Source organism: Kitasatospora sp. NBC_01539, from assembly GCF_045040525.1.
Taxonomy (GTDB): domain Bacteria; phylum Actinomycetota; class Actinomycetes; order Streptomycetales; family Streptomycetaceae; genus Kitasatospora.
This window is the reverse complement of sequence record NZ_CP109390.1, coordinates 5000374-5017637: the sequence shown is the minus strand read 5'-3', so window position 1 is coordinate 5017637 and position 17264 is coordinate 5000374. Positions and strand designations below refer to the sequence as shown.

At 72.6% G+C, this 17264-nt stretch carries 21 protein-coding genes; 10 read left to right on the top strand and 11 right to left on the bottom strand.

Annotation, left to right across the window (positions count from 1 at the left end; genetic code table 11):
* The first annotated feature begins 259 nt into the window (after window positions 1-259).
* Both OG335_RS21730 and OG335_RS21725 read left to right on the top strand, forming a co-directional pair.
* Complete coding sequence (locus OG335_RS21730; protein ID WP_405012789.1) at window positions 260-1861, top strand: acyl-CoA carboxylase subunit beta; 1602 nt, start codon at window positions 260-262, stop codon at window positions 1859-1861.
* 58 nt (window positions 1862-1919) lie between these two features.
* Window positions 1920-2129: an acyl-CoA carboxylase epsilon subunit gene (locus OG335_RS21725; protein ID WP_405012788.1), complete on the top strand. Its 210-nt coding sequence runs from the start codon at window positions 1920-1922 to the stop codon at window positions 2127-2129.
* Window positions 2130-2236: 107 nt separating this feature from the next.
* On the opposite strand, the gene OG335_RS21720 is transcribed toward OG335_RS21725, so the two are convergent.
* From OG335_RS21720 to hemL, 7 genes are all read right to left on the bottom strand, one after another.
* Window positions 2237-2641: a hypothetical protein gene (locus OG335_RS21720; RefSeq protein WP_405012787.1), complete on the bottom strand. Its 405-nt coding sequence runs from the start codon at window positions 2639-2641 to the stop codon at window positions 2237-2239.
* Window positions 2642-2768: 127 nt separating this feature from the next.
* The gene (gene ccsB / locus OG335_RS21715; RefSeq protein WP_405012786.1) at window positions 2769-3905 is read right to left on the bottom strand and encodes a c-type cytochrome biogenesis protein CcsB; all 1137 of its coding nucleotides are present in this window, start codon (window positions 3903-3905) and stop codon (window positions 2769-2771) included.
* A gap of 3 nt (window positions 3906-3908) precedes the next feature.
* Window positions 3909-5639: a cytochrome c biogenesis protein ResB gene (locus tag OG335_RS21710; protein ID WP_405012785.1), complete on the bottom strand. Its 1731-nt coding sequence runs from the start codon at window positions 5637-5639 to the stop codon at window positions 3909-3911.
* Window positions 5640-5641: 2 nt separating this feature from the next.
* The gene (locus OG335_RS21705; RefSeq protein WP_405012784.1) at window positions 5642-6412 is read right to left on the bottom strand and encodes a cytochrome c biogenesis CcdA family protein; all 771 of its coding nucleotides are present in this window, start codon (window positions 6410-6412) and stop codon (window positions 5642-5644) included.
* On the bottom strand, window positions 6409-7005 hold the full coding sequence (locus OG335_RS21700) for a TlpA family protein disulfide reductase (RefSeq protein WP_405012783.1): 597 nt from the start codon (window positions 7003-7005) through the stop codon (window positions 6409-6411). The genes OG335_RS21705 and OG335_RS21700 overlap by 4 nt, the downstream gene beginning before the upstream one ends.
* A gap of 274 nt (window positions 7006-7279) precedes the next feature.
* Window positions 7280-7960, bottom strand: a complete 681-nt coding sequence (locus OG335_RS21695; protein WP_405012782.1) for a histidine phosphatase family protein — start codon at window positions 7958-7960, stop codon at window positions 7280-7282.
* Window positions 7957-9342, bottom strand: coding sequence for a glutamate-1-semialdehyde 2,1-aminomutase (gene hemL, locus OG335_RS21690; protein WP_405015481.1), 1386 nt, complete (start codon window positions 9340-9342; stop codon window positions 7957-7959). Before hemL ends, OG335_RS21695 begins: the two co-directional genes overlap by 4 nt.
* A 491-nt stretch (window positions 9343-9833) precedes the next feature.
* On the opposite strand from hemL, the gene OG335_RS21685 reads away from it, so the two are divergent.
* Entirely contained in the window at window positions 9834-10322 is a 489-nt protein-coding gene (locus OG335_RS21685; protein ID WP_095874334.1) for a hypothetical protein, read from the top strand.
* A 111-nt stretch (window positions 10323-10433) separates the two neighbouring features.
* Here OG335_RS21685 and OG335_RS21680 read toward each other — a convergent pair whose 3' ends face one another.
* Window positions 10434-11201 (bottom strand): Clp protease N-terminal domain-containing protein, encoded by a 768-nt coding sequence (locus tag OG335_RS21680; protein ID WP_405012781.1) that lies wholly within the window; start codon window positions 11199-11201, stop codon window positions 10434-10436.
* 200 nt (window positions 11202-11401) lie between these two features.
* A complete protein-coding gene (locus OG335_RS21675) occupies window positions 11402-11641 on the bottom strand; it encodes a chaplin (RefSeq protein WP_263108057.1) in 240 nt (79 codons plus the stop codon).
* A 332-nt stretch (window positions 11642-11973) separates the two neighbouring features.
* Between OG335_RS21675 and OG335_RS21670 the strand changes: the two genes are divergently transcribed.
* The 4 genes from OG335_RS21670 to OG335_RS21655 all read left to right on the top strand — a co-directional run bounded on the left by OG335_RS21670 (window position 11974) and on the right by OG335_RS21655 (window position 13692).
* The gene (locus tag OG335_RS21670; protein ID WP_405012780.1) at window positions 11974-12216 is read left to right on the top strand and encodes a chaplin; all 243 of its coding nucleotides are present in this window, start codon (window positions 11974-11976) and stop codon (window positions 12214-12216) included.
* A gap of 309 nt (window positions 12217-12525) precedes the next feature.
* Complete coding sequence (locus OG335_RS21665; RefSeq protein ID WP_405012779.1) at window positions 12526-12768, top strand: chaplin; 243 nt, start codon at window positions 12526-12528, stop codon at window positions 12766-12768.
* A gap of 94 nt (window positions 12769-12862) precedes the next feature.
* Window positions 12863-13153: a chaplin gene (locus OG335_RS21660; RefSeq protein WP_405012778.1), complete on the top strand. Its 291-nt coding sequence runs from the start codon at window positions 12863-12865 to the stop codon at window positions 13151-13153.
* Window positions 13154-13296: 143 nt separating this feature from the next.
* Window positions 13297-13692, top strand: a complete 396-nt coding sequence (locus tag OG335_RS21655) for a hypothetical protein (RefSeq protein ID WP_405012777.1) — start codon at window positions 13297-13299, stop codon at window positions 13690-13692.
* Between the two features lie 123 nt (window positions 13693-13815).
* On the opposite strand, the gene OG335_RS21650 is transcribed toward OG335_RS21655, so the two are convergent.
* On the bottom strand, window positions 13816-14466 hold the full coding sequence (locus OG335_RS21650) for a hypothetical protein (RefSeq protein ID WP_405012776.1): 651 nt from the start codon (window positions 14464-14466) through the stop codon (window positions 13816-13818).
* Window positions 14467-14802: 336 nt separating this feature from the next.
* On the opposite strand from OG335_RS21650, the gene OG335_RS21645 reads away from it, so the two are divergent.
* The 3 genes from OG335_RS21645 (at window position 14803) to OG335_RS21635 (ending at window position 16164) form a co-directional block, all read left to right on the top strand.
* The gene (locus OG335_RS21645) at window positions 14803-15147 is read left to right on the top strand and encodes a rodlet layer protein (protein ID WP_405012775.1); all 345 of its coding nucleotides are present in this window, start codon (window positions 14803-14805) and stop codon (window positions 15145-15147) included.
* Between the two features lie 154 nt (window positions 15148-15301).
* Entirely contained in the window at window positions 15302-15649 is a 348-nt protein-coding gene (locus tag OG335_RS21640; RefSeq protein WP_405012774.1) for a rodlet layer protein, read from the top strand.
* A gap of 257 nt (window positions 15650-15906) precedes the next feature.
* The gene (locus tag OG335_RS21635) at window positions 15907-16164 is read left to right on the top strand and encodes a hypothetical protein (RefSeq protein ID WP_405012773.1); all 258 of its coding nucleotides are present in this window, start codon (window positions 15907-15909) and stop codon (window positions 16162-16164) included.
* Window positions 16165-16237: 73 nt separating this feature from the next.
* On the opposite strand, the gene hemB is transcribed toward OG335_RS21635, so the two are convergent.
* A complete protein-coding gene (gene hemB, locus OG335_RS21630; protein ID WP_405012772.1) occupies window positions 16238-17218 on the bottom strand; it encodes a porphobilinogen synthase in 981 nt (326 codons plus the stop codon).
* Window positions 17219-17264 lie beyond the last annotated feature (46 nt).

Here is a 17264-nt window from a genome sequence, read left to right as displayed (position 1 = left end):
GACCTGCGGGATCAAGACCCCGGCCACACCCGGTGACGGGGAGGGCCGGCACCCCCGCCGCCCCTCCCCCGACGCCCACCGGGGTGGTGGGAACTGTGCGCCCTTCACAGGTTCTGAGGCTCGACCTTGTACGGAATCGACGCCGAGCCCCGACGCCACTCCCTCGTAGTGTCGTAGGTGAAGAAGTGTTCGCCGCAGCAGCAGCCACGTACCCCGGGCCGTCTGCCGGACAGTTCCCTCACACTTGGAGTGGTTCGAGATGACGGTTCTGCACGACGCGCCGGTCGGCGACGAGATCCCCGCGATCCCGGCCGACGCGCGCGGACGCGTGGCCGAGCTGCACGAACTCCGCGAGCAGGTGCGTCGGGGTCCGAGCGAGAAGGCCACCGAGGCCCAGCACGCGAAGGGCAAGCTGACCGCGCGCGAGCGCATCGACCTCCTCCTCGACGAGGGGTCGTTCCACGAGGTGGAACCGCTGCGCCGGCACCGTGCGAGCGGCTTCGGCCTGGAGAACAAGAAGCCGCACACCGACGGCGTGGTCGTCGGCTGGGGCACCGTGCACGGGCGGACCGTCTTCACCTACGCGCACGACTTCCGGATCTTCGGCGGCGCCCTCGGCGAGGCGCACGCGCAGAAGATCCACAAGATCATGGACATGGCCATCTCGGCCGGTGCGCCGCTGGTCTCGCTGAACGACGGCGCGGGCGCCCGCATCCAGGAGGGCGTCACCGCGCTCGCCGGCTACGGCGGCATCTTCCAGCGCAACACCAAGGCCTCCGGCGTCATCCCGCAGATCTCCGTGATGCTCGGCCCGTGCGCCGGCGGCGCCGCGTACTCCCCCGCGCTGACGGACTTCGTCTTCATGGTCCGCGAGACCTCGCAGATGTTCATCACCGGCCCGGACGTCGTGCAGGCCGTGACCGGCGAGAAGATCTCGCAGAACGGCCTCGGCGGCGCCGACGTCCACTCCGCCACCTCGGGCGTCTCGCACTTCGTCTACGACGACGAGCAGTCCTGCATCGAGGAGGTCCGCTACCTCCTCTCGCTGCTGCCGCAGAACAACCGCGAGATGCCGCCCGCCACCTCCGGCGACGACCCGGTCGCCCGCCGCAACGACTCGCTGCTCGACCTCGTGCCCGCCGACGGCAACCGCCCGTACGACATGCGCAAGGTCATCGAGGAGATCGTCGACCACGGCGAGTACCTGGAGGTCCACGAGCGCTGGGCGACCAACGTCATCGTGGCGCTCGCCCGGATCGACGGGCACGTGACCGGCATCGTCGCCAACCAGCCGCAGTCGCTCGCCGGCGTGCTCGACATCAACGCCAGCGAGAAGGCCGCCCGCTTCGTGCAGATGTGCGACGCCTTCAACATCCCGATCGTCACCATGCTGGACGTCCCCGGCTTCCTGCCCGGCGTCGACCAGGAGCACGGCGGCATCATCCGGCACGGCGCCAAGCTGCTGTACGCCTACTGCAACGCCACCGTGCCGCGGATCTCGCTGATCCTCCGCAAGGCCTACGGCGGCGCCTACATCGTCATGGACTCCCGGTCGATCGGCGCGGACCTGTCCTTCGCCTGGCCGACCAACGAGATCGCCGTGATGGGCGCCGAGGGCGCCGCCAACGTCATCTTCCGCCGGGACATCGCGGCGGCCGAGGACCCCGAGGCGATGCGCGCGCAGAAGATCAAGGAATACAGGACCGAACTGATGCACCCGTACTACGCGGCCGAGCGCGGCCTCGTGGACGACGTGATCGACCCGGCCGAGACCCGCGAGGTGCTCGCCGCCTCGCTCGCCATGCTCCGCACCAAGCACGCCGATCTGCCCAGCCGCAAGCACGGCAACCCGCCGATGTAACCGGTTCTTCCGCCGTTCGGAACCCGCAAGACTTCACCATGGGGGAGAAACAAGGACCATGAGCGCATCCGCCGAACCCCTCGTCCGCATCGTCCGCGGCTCGCTGACCGACGAGGAGCTGGCCGTCGTCACCGCCGTGCTGCTCGCCCGCGCCGCGGCCGCCCAGCAGACCGCCGCAGCACGGGCGGCCGAGCCGATCGCCCGCTGGCAGCGCCTGGAGCGCCGCACGGCGTACTACTCGCCCGTCAGCTGGCAGCAGGCCGCCTGACCCGCACCCGCGGGCACGCGAAGGCCCCGCACCCCGCCTCTCGGGCGGCGTGCGGGGCCTTCGGCCTACCAGGACGCCTCCGGTGCGCCAGGACGCCTTCCGGTGCGTCAGGCCGCCGCGAGGGCGGCCGGACGGCCCTCGTGCATCGTGGAGAGGTGCTCGGCGAGCACCTGCGGGTCCTGGCCCAGCCAGAGCCGCACGGCGGCGCCGAGCATCATGCAGGACGAGTCGATCCGCACGCCGGTGGTCTGGGCGATCCGGGTCGAGGCCGGCGCGAGCAGGTCGGCGAGGTCCGCGGGCAGCCACACGGTCTGCGCGCACGGCGCGGGCCGTGCCACCGCCGCCAGCAGGCGGTGGGCGTCCGGTGTGCAGTGCAGGGTCGGCAGGACGTCCAGCAGGCCGTCCGCGACGACCTCGGAGACGTCGCTGCGATGGCCCTGCGCGAGCCTTCTGAGCAGAGCTCTCTCCCCGGCGGTGATCCGGACGGTCAGCATGACCTCGTCGCTCTCCACGGCGGCCCCTCCTCGCGGCTCCCTGACGTCCTGGTCGACGACCGGACGGACGATCCCTCACGGTTCCCTGTGCACGGGGCCGGACGGCGGCACGCCCGTGGCGCCGCCCGGCCCCGCCGACGGCGGATCAGACGCCGGCGTAGGAGTGCTTCCCGGTGACGAAGATGTTGACGCCGTAGTAGTTGAACAACCAGCAGGCGAAGGCCAGCAGCGCCAGGTAGGCCGCCTTCCGGCCACGCCAGCCGGCGGTCGCCCGGGCGTGCAGGTAGCAGGCGTAGGCCACCCAGGTGATGAACGACCAGGTCTCCTTCGGGTCCCACTCCCAGTACTTGCCCCACGCCGCCTCGGCCCAGATCGCGCCCGCGATGATGGTGAACGTCCACAGCGGGAAGACCAGGGCGTTGATCCGGTACGACAGCCTGTCGAGGGTGACCGCGGCGGGCAGCCGCTGCCAGACGGACGCCGGGGTGCGCAGCGGACCGCCCGGCAGGCCCGCCTCGGCGCGCCGCTCGTACGCGTCCTTGCCGAGGTAGAGCACCGTCGCGACGAACGCCGCGTACAGCGCGCCGCCGCAGATGATCGCGGTGGAGACGTGGATGCCCAGCCAGTACGAGTGCAGCGCCGGCACCAGCTGGTCGGAGTCGGTGTAGAGCACCGAGACGGCCACGCCCAGCGTCAGCAGCACGGCCAGCACGACCGGCAGGCCCAGCCAGCGGACGTTCTTGCGCGCCGCCAGCAGGCCCAGGTAGGCCAGCATCATGGTGAGGGCGAAGGCGCACGAGAACTCGTACATGTTGCCCCACGGCCAGCGCATCACCGACAGCCCGCGGGAGAACACCCCGCCCGCGTGCAGCAGGACCCCGAGGACGGTCAGCGAGACCGCGATCCGGCCCGCCAGGTCGCCCTTCTCGCTGCCGCCCGCGGCACCCGGGCCGTCGACGGCGGCGGCCTCGCCGCGGCCGCTGGTGACCACGGTGGCGCCCGCGTCGGCGAGCGCGGTGCGGGTCAGCGTGGTGGTGCCGCCGTCGGCGGTGGCCACCGTGACGGTGACCGTGCGCGCGCCCTTAGCGGACTCCTCCGCGGCGGCCAGCGTCTCGGCCAGCCCGCCGGACTGCGCGGCCGAGCGGACCGCGATCGCCCCCTTGCTCCCGAACGTCCACTCGAAGAGGTGGGCGAACATCGCGAGGGTGTACACGGCCATCGCCGAGTAGATCAGCTTGTTCGAGAGGTCGGCCAGCTGTGGGTCGACCGAGGCGAGATTCACCGTCTACTCCTTGGAGTCCGGATCTGCGGGGGTTGCCGGTGCGGGGATCGCGGTGGCGGTGGAGGTGTCGTCGGCGCCGGTCCCGTCGTCCGGCGCCGGGGCGTCGTCCAGGGCCGGGGCGTCGTCCTGGAGCCGGACGGCGAACTCGGCCAGCTCCTCGGCCGTACGGGCGGACTCGCTGCGGCCCAGGCCGGCCATCTCGACCAGCGTGGTGCCGTCCGGGCCGGCGGTGGCCCGCACCCAGATCCGGCGGCGCTGGACGAAGAGCGAGCCGACCAGGCCGAGGATCGCGCAGACCGCGCCGGCCAGCGCGATCGCGTTGCCCGGCCGGTGCGACACCGAGAAGCTGGCCCACTGCTGGTAGCCGTCGAAGGTGATGCTGCCGTAGCCGTCCGGCAGCTCCCAGCCCTGGCCCGGCTTGAGGCGGGCCCGGGCGATGTCGCCGTCCTGCTTCAGCTGGGTCAGGTGCGTGGTGTCGAGCTGGTAGACGTTCTGCGGCAGGCCCGAGTCGGTGCCGAGGTCGCCGGCGTACGCGGTGATGACGAGCATCGGCTCGGCCGCGTCCGGGAAGAGCGAGACCGGGCCGGTCTGCTCGAAGTTCACCGGCGCCGTCGGCAGGAAGTAGCCGTTGAAGCCGAGCTGGGTGTGCTTGCCGTCCTTGTCGCCGTAGTCGCTGACCTTGATCACACCGGTGGAGGTGAGGTTGGAGTCCTGCGGCAGGAACGGCGTCGGGCCCTTGTAGACGACGTCGCCCTTGGCGTTCCTGACGGTCACCACGGGCGCGTAGCCGTGGCCGATCAGGAAGACCTTGGAGTCGCCGATCTCCAGCGGGTGGTTGACCTGGATCGACCCCTTGGTCAGGGCCGAGGCGTCCGTGCCCTTCCAGTAGCGGATGTGCGCGGTGAACTCGCGGGCGCTGCCGATCTGCTCGCCGGTGGCCTGGTACTTCGCGGTGAAGCCGTCCAGCTTGAAGCCGAACGCGTCCAGGTCGTCGGTGGTGTAGAACGCGGAGCCGGTGAAGTCGTCGAGCTGGGTGGTGGTGTTGGAGAAGCCCTGGCCCTCGATCACCAGCTTGCCGCCCTGACCGCTTCCCAGGCTCGCCCAGGCGAAGCCGGCGAGCAGCGCGAACAGCGAGAAGTGGAAGAGCAGGTTGCCGACCTCGCGGAGGTAGCCCTTCTCGGCGGCGACCGCGCCGCCCGCGAGGTCCGCCCGGAAGCGCCGCCCGCGCAGCAGCCGGTGGGCCGCGGCGTTGACCGCCTCCGGGTCGGCGTCGGTCCGCCAGGCCGCGTACACCGGCATCCGGGTCAGGTTGCGCGGGGCGGCGGGCGGCTGCGCGCGGAGCACCCCGACGAACTGCCACGTCCGCGGGACGATGCACCCGGCGAGCGAGACGAACAGCAGGATGTAGATCGCCGAGAACCACACCGAGCTGTAGACGTCGAAGAGCTGGAGCTTCTCGTACAGCGGGGTGATGCCCTGGTGGGTGGTCTTCCAGGTCTGCACCTTGAAGGCGTTCTGACTGTTCTGCGGGATCAGCGAGCCGGGGATCGCGGCCAGCGAGAGCATGAACAGCAGGATCAGCGCGACCCGCATGGACGTCAGCTGGCGCCACATCCACCGGACCCAGCCGAGGACGCCCATGCCGACCGGACCGTCCGACTCCTCGGGGGCGCTGGTGAGGCGCTCGGCGGAGAGGTCGTCGGGCCCGGTCGGGGCGGTCTTCGTCTCGCTCACGGTCAGATTCCGATCGTGACGTCGTCGGTGAGGTACTGCAGGTCGTTGACCATCGCGTCCCACGCGCCGGTCACCAGGAGCAGGCCGACCACGACGAGCATGCCGCCGCCGATCCGCATCACCCACTGGTAGTGCCGCTTGACCCAGCCGAACGCGCCGAGCGCCCGGCGGAAGGCCAGCGCGGCCAGCACGAACGGTACGCCGAGGCCGACGCAGTAGACGGCCATCAGCAGGGCGCCGCGCCCTGCGCTGGCCTGGTCGATCGACAGGGTGAGGATCGAGGAGAGCGTCGGGCCGATGCAGGGCGTCCAGCCGACACCGAAGACGACGCCGAGCAGGGGCGCCCCCACCAGGCCGATCGCCGGGCGGCGGTGCGAGCGCACCTCGCGCATCGTGAAGCCGGGCAGCAGGCCCATGAAGGCGAGGCCCATGACGATGGTGACCACGCCCATGACGGTGTCGATCGTCCGCCGGTGGTCGGCCAGGGTGCGGCCGAACTCGCCGAAGAGCGCCCCGCCGGAGACGAACACCGCGGTGAACCCGAGGACGAACAGCGCCGACCCGAGGAGCATCCGGCCGCGCCGGGCGCCCCTGGCGTCGGCGAGGTCGGCCGCCGAGAGGCCGGTGACGTACGAGAGGTAGCCGGGGACGAGCGGCAGCACGCACGGGGAGAAGAAGGAGACCAGGCCGGCCGCGAGCGCGATCGGCAGGGCGACCAGCAGGGCCCCGCTCGCGACCGTCTCGTTGTAGCCGATCCCGGCGAGCGCGCTCACTTCTGCTCCGCGAGGACCGGGGCGATCATCTTCTCCAGGTCCTCGCTGGAGAGCGCCCGCATCGCCCGGGCCGCCAGGCGGCCCTCGCGGTCGACCACCACCGTGGTGGGGATGGACTGCGGGTTGAGGCTGCCCTTGGGGAAGCGCAGGATCTGGGTGCCGTCCGGGTCGTAGATGCTCGGGTAGGTGATCCCGGTCTGCTCCTCGAAGCGGACGGCGTTGTCCGGGGCGACGTCCCGGGTGTTGATCCCGAGGAACTGCACGCCCTTGTTCTTGTACTTCGCCGACACCTCCTGGAGGTTCTTGCCCTCCGCGCGGCACGGGCCGCACCAGGAGCCCCAGATGTTCAGCACGACGACCGTGCCGCGGTAGTCGGACAGCTTGAGCGGCGCGCCCTGCAGGCTCGTGCCGGTGATGTCCGGCGCCGCCGTTCGCGTGTCCGGCTTCGCGGTGGCGATGCCGCCCTTGCCGGTGATGAATCCGGCCTGACCCTCGCTGCTCGACGAGCCGGAGGTGCATCCAGTGAGTGCGAGCGCAGCAGCGGCGCCGAGTGCGGCGGCCGGGCTGATGCGGCGGCGGGTCGTCCCAGACATGTGAAAAGTTTCGCATGGGACTTTGGGCAGGTTTGAGGGGGTCCGCCGTTACCGGCCGAACCCCCTCTGAACTGCGGTTTCTGCACTTATGATCCGCTTACTACGGGCACCCGGGCCCACTGCGGCCCGCCGGACCGTCAGACCCGGGCCCGCCGGGCACGGACCGCCGTAGGCGGCCGGCCGGGCACGCGCCGCGGGCGACCGGCCGCGGGCACGGACCGCGGGCGACCGGCCGCGGGCACGGACCGCGGGCGACCGGCGGCCGGCCCGGGCGTCAGGCGCCGAAGCTCTTGCCGACCGGCTTGTCCTTGCCGCCCTTGCCGACCAGGTGCGCGGGCAGCAGGTCGCGGGCCGGCTCGCGGTAGCCGATCGAGACGATCCGGTCGCCCTCGTACGTGAAGCTGGTCAGCGAGGCCAGCGAGCACTGCCGGTTGCGCGGGTCGTGCCAGAGCCGGCGGCGCTCCGCGAACGAGCGGAGGATCCAGATCGGCAGCTGGTGGCTGACGCAGACGGCCTCGTGGCCGCGCGCGGCGTCCCGGGCGGCGGCGAGCGCCCCCATCATCCGGACGACCTGCTCGATGTACGGCTCGCCCCAGGAGGGCTTGAACGGGTTCGTCAGGTACTTCCAGTAGCCCGGGTTGCGCAGCGAACCGTCGCCGACCCCGAAGGTCTTGCCCTGGAAGATGTTGTCCGCCTCGATCAGCCGCTCGTCCGAGGCGACCGCCAGGCCGTGCGCCTTGCCGATCGGCTCGGCGGTCTCCTGCGCCCGCTCCAGCGGCGACGCCACCACGTGGGTGATGTCGCGGTCCGCCAGGTGCTCGGCGACCCGGTCGGCCATCTGCCGGCCGAGTTCGGAGAGGTGGTAGCCGGGCAGCCTGCCGTACAGCAGGCCCTCCGGGTTGTGCACCTCGCCGTGCCGCATCACGTGGACGACGGTGGTGTCCTTGGCGCTCACTTCGCTCCCTCGGTGGGGTCGGTGGCCTCGGCGGCGGCGCGGGCCGCGGCGGGCAGGGCGGCGGCGATCCGCTCGATCGCCCGCTCGTCGTGGGCGGCCGAGACGAACCAGGACTCGAAGGCCGACGGCGGCAGGTAGACGCCCTGGCTCAGCATCGAGTGGAAGAAGCCGTTGAAGCGGTACGCCTGCTGGCGCCGCGCCTCGTCGTAGTTCGTGACCTGCTCCGCGGTGAAGAACACCGAGAACATGTTGCCCGCGCGCTGCAGCCGGTGGGCCACGCCCTCCTTCGCGAGCGCGCCCTCGACCAGCGACGAGATCTCGCCGGCGACCCGGTCGACGGTCGCGTACACCTCGTCGGTGCAGTGCCGCAGCTGCGCGAGGCCCGCGGCCGTCGCGATCGGGTTCCCGGAGAGCGTGCCCGCCTGGTAGACCGGGCCGGCCGGGGCCAGGTGCGCCATGACGTCGGCCCGTCCGCCGAAGGCCGCCGCGGGGAAGCCGCCGCCCATGACCTTGCCGAAGGTGAGGAGGTCCGGGGCCCAGCCCTCGTGGGCGGCCTCCAGGCCGTACCAGCCGGCCTTCGACACGCGGAAGCCCGTCATCACCTCGTCGGAGACGAAGAGCGCGCCGTCGGCGCGGCAGAGCTCGGCCAGGCCCCGGTTGAAGCCGGGCAGCGGCGGCACGACGCCCATGTTGCCCGGCGAGGCCTCGGTGATCACGCAGGCGATCTCGCCCGGGTGCGCGGCGAAGGCCGCGCGGACGGCGTCGAGGTCGTTGTAGGGCAGCACGATGGTGTCGCCGGCCTGGGCGCCGGTCACGCCGGGCGTGTCGGGCAGCGCGAAGGTCGCGACGCCCGAGCCGGCCGCGGCCAGCAGCGCGTCGACGTGGCCGTGGTAGCAGCCGGCGAACTTCACGATCTTCGCGCGGCCGGTGAAGCCGCGGGCGAGCCGGATCGCCGACATGGTCGCCTCGGTGCCGCTGGAGACCAGCCGCACCTGCTCGACCGGCGCCACCCGGGCGGTGATCTCCTCGGCGAGCTCGACCTCGCCCCGCCCGGGCGTGCCGAACGAGGTGCCGAGGCCCACGGCCTCCCGCACCGCGTCGACCACGGCGGGGTGCGCGTGCCCGAGGATCATCGGACCCCAGGAGCACACCAGGTCGACGTACTCGCGGCCGTCGACGTCGGTGAGGTACGGCCCGGTGCCGGACACCATGAATCGCGGGGTGCCGCCGACCGCGCGGAAGGCGCGGACGGGCGAGTTCACGCCACCAGGGGTCACGACGGAGGCCCGGTCGAACAGCGACTGCGACTGCGGGGCCTCGTACGGATAGCTCGGGACACCGGCCTGCGCGGTGCCCGCGGACCGGCTCTCAGGGTTGCTCACGGGGTTGGTCACCTGAACATGCTCTCAAATCGTGTCCTTCACCTTCGCATGGCGGACCCGATCATCTGGAACGATGATCCGTGTGCTGCTGCCTAGGCAGGGGGTTCGGACGGTACGGTTGTCCGTGCGACCGTCGCGAAGGAGTCCGGCCGGCGAGCCGGGGGTCCGGGCACGGCACGGGACGCACCATCGGGTCGGACCTTCGGGCATCAGGGGCGGGCATCCGCTCCGGGGCCGCGGGGACGTGGCGACGCCGTCGCGGAGTGGTGCGTACGGCAGTGTGTACGACGGCACGAGACGGGTAAATGGCACGTTCGGAAGAGGACACCGGGCGTGTGGGGGTCTGTCGATTCCGGCGAGTACCGGTGAGGATGGTCCGAGTGTCCGAGGCGCAGGACGGCTTCGAGGAGGCCACGGGTAGCTCCCGTCCCTCCGCGGAGGCCGCGCACGGGGGTACGGGTACGGGCAGGGGAAAGCGGGGAGAGGGGCGCGTGGGAGTCACCTACAAGTACTTCGGCGCTCCCGACCGGGCCACCGCCGCCAGAGTGCCCACCGCCCTCGGGCCCGGCGGGCTCGGCCTGGACGCCGGCGAGCTCGGCTCCCTCGGGCGGCTCGGCGACCTGATGGAGACCAGCGGCTCCCTCAACGGCCACCTCTCCACCAAGATCAAGCCGGAGACCATGAGCGCCATGGTCCTCACCGGCATCCAGGGCGTGCCGCTGCACCAGGTGCCCCCGCTGGAGCTCGTCGTCCTGCACCCGGACTACGCCGTCGTGCAGCTCCCGCACAACGTCGTCGAGCCGCTGCGCAAGGCCGACGAGACCCAGCTCGGCGCCGCCGCCTTCATCTGGTCGACCGTGCCGGACCGGCGCGGGCCGCGCGACGCCTTCGTGATCTACCAGATGCTCCACGAGTGGCAGGACTTCGCCAACCGGCTGCACGACGCCGGGCACCAGCTGTACTGCCTGGTCTGGCCGTAGACCGCCCGCAGTCACCGTCCGGTCCGGCCGCAGGGCCCGGCCCACGCGTCAGGGGTTCCGCGCCGAGTGCCGCGGAACCCCTGACGCGTGCGGGCCCCCGTGCCCCCGGGGTCAGTCCTGCGCTTCCGGGGCTTCCTGCGCGTCCTGCCGGCGGGACCCCGTGAGGACCGCCAGCGTCTCCACGACGAACGACTCGACCGCGGCGCGGTCGACGCCCAGCGTGGCGAGCGGGCCGCTGCCGCTCTCCAGTTCGAGCAGCGACAACAGGATGTGCTCGGTGCCGACGTAGTTGTGCCCCAGCCGCAGCGCCTGACGGAACGTGAGCTCCAGCGCCTTGCGCCCGCGGGCGTCGTACGGGACCAGCGCCGGCGCGTCGGCGGCGGCCGGCGGCAGCGCCGCGGTGAGCCCCGCACGGAAGGCCTCGACCGTGACGTCCTGCGCGAGGAGCGCCTGCACCGCGAGGCCGTCCGGCTCGACGAGCAGGCCGAGGGCCAGGTGCTCGGGGGTGATCTCGGCGTTGCCGGCGGCGACGGCCTCGTTCTGGGAGGCCATCACGACGTTGCGGGCCCGGTCGGTGAACCGGCCGAAGCCCTGCGCGGGGTCGAGGTCGGTCGGCTCGCCGGGGTCCTTCGGCACGAAGCGCTTCTGGGCCGCCTGCCGGGTGACGCCCATGCTGCGGCCGATGTCCGTCCAGGAGGCGCCGGAGCGCCGGGCCTGGTCGACGAAGTGGCCGATGAGGTGGTCGGCCACGTCACCGAGGTGGTCGGCGGCGATGACCGCGTCGGACAGTTGGTCGAGGGCGTCCGTGTGGACCTTCTTGATGGCATCGATCAGGTCGTCGAGCCGGACGGGATGCGTCATCTTGACTGGATTCGCCATGTGTCAACCATAGGTTGACACCTCTCACGTGTCAACCGTCGGTTGACAGTCGGCGGAACGCGACCGCCCACGCCGTACGCGCCCGGCGCACACCCGGCACGCAGCGGGCCGCCGCCCTGCACCCCGGAAGGGGAACGGAGGGCAGCGGCCCGGATGGTGCGGCACGGACCCGCGAACGGTCCGTCAGGCTCGGGGCCCGGTCAGCCGACGTTGGCGCAGGAGTTGCCGAACGCCGGGTTCAGCAGGCCGATCACGTCGATCGAGTTGCCGCACAGGTTGACGGGGACGTGCACCGGGACCTGGATGTTGTTGCCCGAGGCGACACCCGGCGAACCGGCCGCGACGCCCTCGGCACCGGCACTCGCCATGGCGGTGCCCGCACCGGCGGCGACGATGCCCACAACGGCGGCGCCGACGGCGGCGGCCTTCTTGACGCTCATATGAAACTCCTCGTTGTTCAGGTCTTCCACGAACCGCACTGGCTCGGCGCGGAAGCGCACGCGGCGTGCACCGGGCCCAACGAGAGCTGCACGGCGCGGTACCGAACGGACCGTCATGTTCACCCGGAAGCAGTAGTGAAGGCATTCGGGTGATCGTGGGATCAGCCCGTTTCCCCCGGCCGCCCGCCTCGTTCTTCCCTGCGTACCGGCTCCACCGGTCAGGCCCGGCCCACCGGACCGGACCGGCCCCACCCGTTCCGCGCACGCCCGCCGGTCGTCACCGGCCGTGCGGCGCGCGCGCACGGGAATCGCGAACAGAAAGAGACTGCACCATGCGCAAGATCGCCCAGGGCGCGTTCGGCACCGCGGCCGCCGCCGCCCTGCTGCTCGGCGGCGCCGCCGCCGCGTCCGCCACCGGCGCGTCGGCCGAGGGCGTCGCGGCCGGTTCGCCGGGCGTGCTCTCCGGCAACCTGATCCAGGTCCCCGTGCACGTGCCGGTCAACGTCTGCGGCAACACCGTCAACGTCATCGGCCTGCTGAACCCCGCGTTCGGCAACTCCTGCGCCAACATCTGAACCCGGGCCGCCCGAGCGGCGGCCCGCGTCGGCCCCGGCCGGCCCCACGACTCCCGGAGGAGCCTCCACAGCGCCCTCCGGAAGCGCCACGGCGTGACCAATTCCCGGCCGTGCGGGGAATGGTGGCGGGGCGCGTGAACGAACGCGATCCGAGCGCCCGCCCAAGCCACGGGCGACACGCGCCAGTTGGTCCGCGTGAGTGACAATCACGGAGCACCAAGGAAAGGTCGGGCGATGATGTCGATTCGCCCGTCACCCGGAATTGTCGGATCACCGCAATACCGGCCACGAACCGAAGGAACAATCCCCATGCGCACGTTCAAGAAGGCCGCTGTCCTCACCATCGCCGCCGCCGGCCTGGTCGCCTCCGGCGCCGGCGTCGCCGCCGCCAGCTCCGAGGCCGAGGGCGTCGCCGCCGGCTCGCCCGGCGTGCTCTCCGGCAACCTGATCCAGGTCCCCGTGCACGTGCCGGTCAACCTGTGCGGCAACACCGTCAACGTCATCGGCGCCCTGAACCCGGCGTTCGGCAACTCCTGCGCCAACGTCGGCTGAACAAGCCCTCGCTGACGGCAGTGTCCGTGCCGCGCCCGGCCTTCCCGGCCGGGCGCGGCGCACCCTCCCCGTGTGTGATTAGGAGATCGACCCCATGCAGAACGTGAAGAAGGCCGCCGTTCTCACCGCCGCGGCCGGCATCCTCCTCGGCGGTGCCGGTGCCGCCAGCGCCAGCTCCCAGGCCGAGGGCGTCGCCGCCGGCTCGCCCGGCGTGCTCTCCGGCAACCTGATCCAGGTGCCCGTGCACGTGCCGGTCAACGTCTGCGGCAACTCCGTCAACGTGGTCGGCCTGCTGAACCCCGCGTTCGGCAACTCCTGCGCCAACGTGGACGCGCCGGTCACCGTGCCGACGGACACCCCGGAGGTCGACGAGGAGGACTGCTGATCCCCGATCGGCACGACTCGCGCGTCCTGCCCCCCGGCCCCAGGCCGGGGGGCCGCTCGCGTCGGCCCGCCCGGCGGGCGCGAGCCCGGCGCCGGCCACCGCCGGACCGCCGGACACCCCACCGACACGAAGGGTTCAGCCCCATGGTGCTGAAGACCACCGGTGCCTGCGTGCTGGCCGCCCTCGGCGCGGCCGCCGTCGTGGGCGCCGCGGCCGGACCGGCCGCCGCCGCCGGTTCCTCGCAGACCGCCCCCGCCGGACTGCCGCGCCCCACGGCGCAGTTGCAGTCCACCGACACCTCGCAGCTGGTCGGCGGCACCACCGGTGCCCTGGGCTACGCGGTGGCCCCGGTGAAGGACCTGCGGCTCGACCCGTGGGCGCAGTCCTCCGCGGACGTGCTCGACAACGGCGTCGCCGTCGAACCCGACAACGGCATGGCACCGGTCACCACCTCCACGCTGACCGGCCCGCTGAGCGCCGGCGGCGGCCCGGCCAGCCTGCCCGCGGTCGGCCCGGTGCTCGGCCTGCTGCCCGGCTGACCCGCCCTCCGGCGCGGCGCGCACCGGCCCCCGTACACGGCGGAGCCCGGCCCGAGGGGGCCGGGCTCCGCTGCCGTCCGGGCCCGGGCCCGGAACGCCGTCCGCCGGTGCCGGAACTCCGGCTCAGACCTCCGGCTGGGCCAGCACGTCCTCGCTCAGCGCGCCGGTGGCGGCGGCCGTGAGGTTGCCGAGGGTGTCGGTGACGGAGACCTTCTGGTCGTCGCCGCCGAGCGAGGCCTTGGCACCCGGCACGGCCTGCACCGGGGCGGTCACGAGCTGCGGGTCGAGCTCGCCGAAGGACAGCGCGCCGTCGGCGAACTCCCCGCTGTGGTCGGCGGCGTAGCGGACGGGCTGGCCGAGCTCCAGGGCCGGGCCGGACGTCCGGATCGGCGCGGCCGGCACCGCGAGGACGGCCTGGCCGAGCTCGGTGCTCGAGTCGGCGGCGGGCAGCGGCACGACGGCGTCGACGGCGGGGCCGACCCGGCCGGCGTTGAGCGCGGGCACGATGCGCGAGGGGATGAGCTGGGAGCCGGGGTGCTCCTCGGGCACCGGCGGCTGGAGCGGCGAGGCGGGGAGTCCGCCGGAGAGCGTGCCGGTCTGGGTGAGCAGCGGCAGCGGCACGTTGAAGGGCACCTCCTGGCCGGCGAGGCCGTCCTCCAGCGCCGCCACCTCGCCCGGGGTCATCGGACGGGCCTCGGCCGCGCCCTGGGCGGCGAGGACGCCGGCCCCGACCGCGAGCAGCAGGGCGCCGGCGGCCCGCTTGGAGAGCTTCATGCAATTCACCGTTCTGTCCGAGAGCGTTCTACCGGGTGCGATCCGCCGCAGGCCGCCGGACGGGGTGCGCCGTCGGGAGCTGTGCGGAAAAGCAATCTGCGCAACGACCGAGCCCCGGGAGGATTGCGGACATTGACCGGTTCGGGTTAATAATCGGACTGGAATACCGCCGAGTTGATGATCAATCAGACGCCTGCGAAGAATCTGCGTAACTTTCCGGCCCGTCATTCTTTGAACCCGATGTCGCAGCTCGACGCGACGCGACCGGAATCCACCGATATACCGGGCACGGCCGCCGAGCCGGCGCACCCGAGCTTTTCAGAGAGGTATCTCCCCATGCTGAAGAAGACCTTCGCGGGCCTCGGCCTGGCGGCCGCCGCCCTCGCCTCCGCCGCCGCACCGGCCGGCGCGATCGGCAACGCGGACGGCTCCGCCGGCTCCATCCAGGGCAACGGCGGCACGAACGCGACCGGGACCTGGGGCAACCACAGCCCCAACTTCCACTTCGCCGACAACCCGAACGTCTGCCTCCCCGAGATCCACAACATCGGTGTGGCCGTGCTCGGTGTCGCGGTTCCGGTCGAGGTCGACGCACTGAACAACCAGCCCAAGCAGACCTGCGTGGTCGGCGAGGGCACCCTCGGCAGCGGCGACGGCGGCGTGTCCCACCTCGTCGGCTGACGCACGCCCTCCGCTCCACCCCGGGGCTCACGCCCCGTCCCGCACCCCCCGCGCGGGCCGCTCCCCCGGCCCGGGCGGCACAGCGCGGCCGGCGGGATCCACCCGCCGGCCGAGGCTCCTCCCCATCAAGAAGATCCGAAGAAGGAACGCTGAAATGATCAAGAAGGCTCTCGCCGCCGCCGGCGTCGCCGCCGCCGGTGTCGCCATGGTCGCCTCCCCCGCGATGGCCATCGGCGACGCCGACGGTGCCGCCACCTCCATCCAGGGCAACGGTGGCACCAACGCCACCGGCACCACGGGCGACCACAGCCCGAACTACCACACCCTGGACAACCCGAACCTGTGCCTCCCCGAGGTGCACAACATCGCCGTCGGCGCCGTCGTCGGCCTCGCCGTGCCGATCGAGGTCCCGGTGCTCAACAACCAGCCGGCGCAGACCTGCGTCGTCGGCCAGAACACCGTGGGCAGCGGCGACGGCGGCGTGTCCCACCTGATCGGCTGATCCTGCCGGTCCGATCCGCCGCCGGGTCCGGGGGGAACTTCTCCTCCGGGCCCGGCGGTTGCCGTTCCCCGGCCGGAGTCCGGCGGCCCCGCCGCACGGTCCTCCCCCGACCCGCCCGTCCGGCCCGTACCGCACAGCGGCCCGGGCGCGGCGCGTTCGGGTGACGGCGTGTCACGGCGGCGCGTACTGCCGGGCCCGGACGGGTTGTTGTGATCACACTGAGTCCGCATCACCGTCGAAGAGAGGACCCCTCCACCATGAAGAGCACGCTGGGCAAGGCCCTGGTGACCACCGCGACCGCGCTGGCCATCGCCGGCGTCGCGGCCCCCGCCCACGCGCACGTGGACGCCGGCGGCGGCGCCCACCTGGTCGCCACCGCCGACGACCCGTTCGTCGCGGGCGAGGGGCACGGCTGGGCGGAGACCGACCACATCTCCGTCCTCGGCCAGGAGTGGGGCTGGGCCACCAGCACCGCCGTCGGCGGCGGCGCCGAGGGCGAGATCCACGTCGGCTGAACCGACCCGCACGCAGCGGAGGCCGGGCCCGGGTGATCCCCGCGGCCCGGCCTCCCGCACGTGAGGGGGCGTCCTACCGCAGCATGCCGGCCGCCTCGACGGCCCAGTAGGTCAGGATCTGCTCGGCGCCGGCCCGGCGGATCGAGGTGAGCGTCTCCAGGATCATCCGCTCGCGGTCCACCCAGCCGTTCGCGGCGGCGGCCTCGACCATCGCGTACTCGCCGGACACCTGGTAGGCCGAGACCGGCACCGGGGAGGCGTCGGCGATCTGCCGCAAAATGTCGAGGTACGCCATGGCGGGCTTGACCATGACGAGGTCGGCGCCCTCGGCGATGTCCTGCTCCAGCTCGCGCAGCGACTCGCGGGCGTTGGCCGGGTCCTGCTGGTACGCCTTGCGGTCGCCCTTGAGCGAGGAGCCGACGGCCTCGCGGAACGGGCCGAAGAACGCCGAGGCGTACTTGGCGGTGTAGGCGAGGATGCCGGTGTCCTGGTGCCCGGCGGCGTCCAGCGCGCTGCGGACGACGCCGATCTGGCCGTCCATCATGCCGGACGGACCGACCAGGTGGACGCCCGCGTCGGCCTGCACGACGGCCATCTCGGCGTAGCGCTCCAGCGTGGCGTCGTTGTCGACCGAGCCGTCCGCCGCGAGGACGCCGCAGTGGCCGTGGTCGGTGTACTCGTCGAGGCACAGGTCGGACATGACGACCAGGGCGTCGCCGACTTCGGAGACGACGTCGCGGATGCCCTGCTGGAGGATGCCCTCCGGGTTGGTGCCCTCGCTGCCGACGGCGTCCTGGACCTCGGGCACGCCGAACAGCATGATGCCGCCCAGCCCGGCCTCGGCGGCCTCGGCGGCGGCCCGGCGCAGGGTGTCGCGGGTGTGCTGGACGACGCCGGGCATCGAGGTGATCGGCCTCGGCTCGGTGATGCCCTCGCGGACGAAGGCCGGGAGGATCAGCTCGGCCGGGTGCAGGCGGGTCTCGGCGACCAGGCGGCGCATCGCCGGGGTCGAGCGCAGGCGGCGCGGGCGTACGGTCGGGAATTCGGCGGACAACTCTGCTTCTCTCTCCGGACGATACGAGACCGCCGGGGAGGCTCGG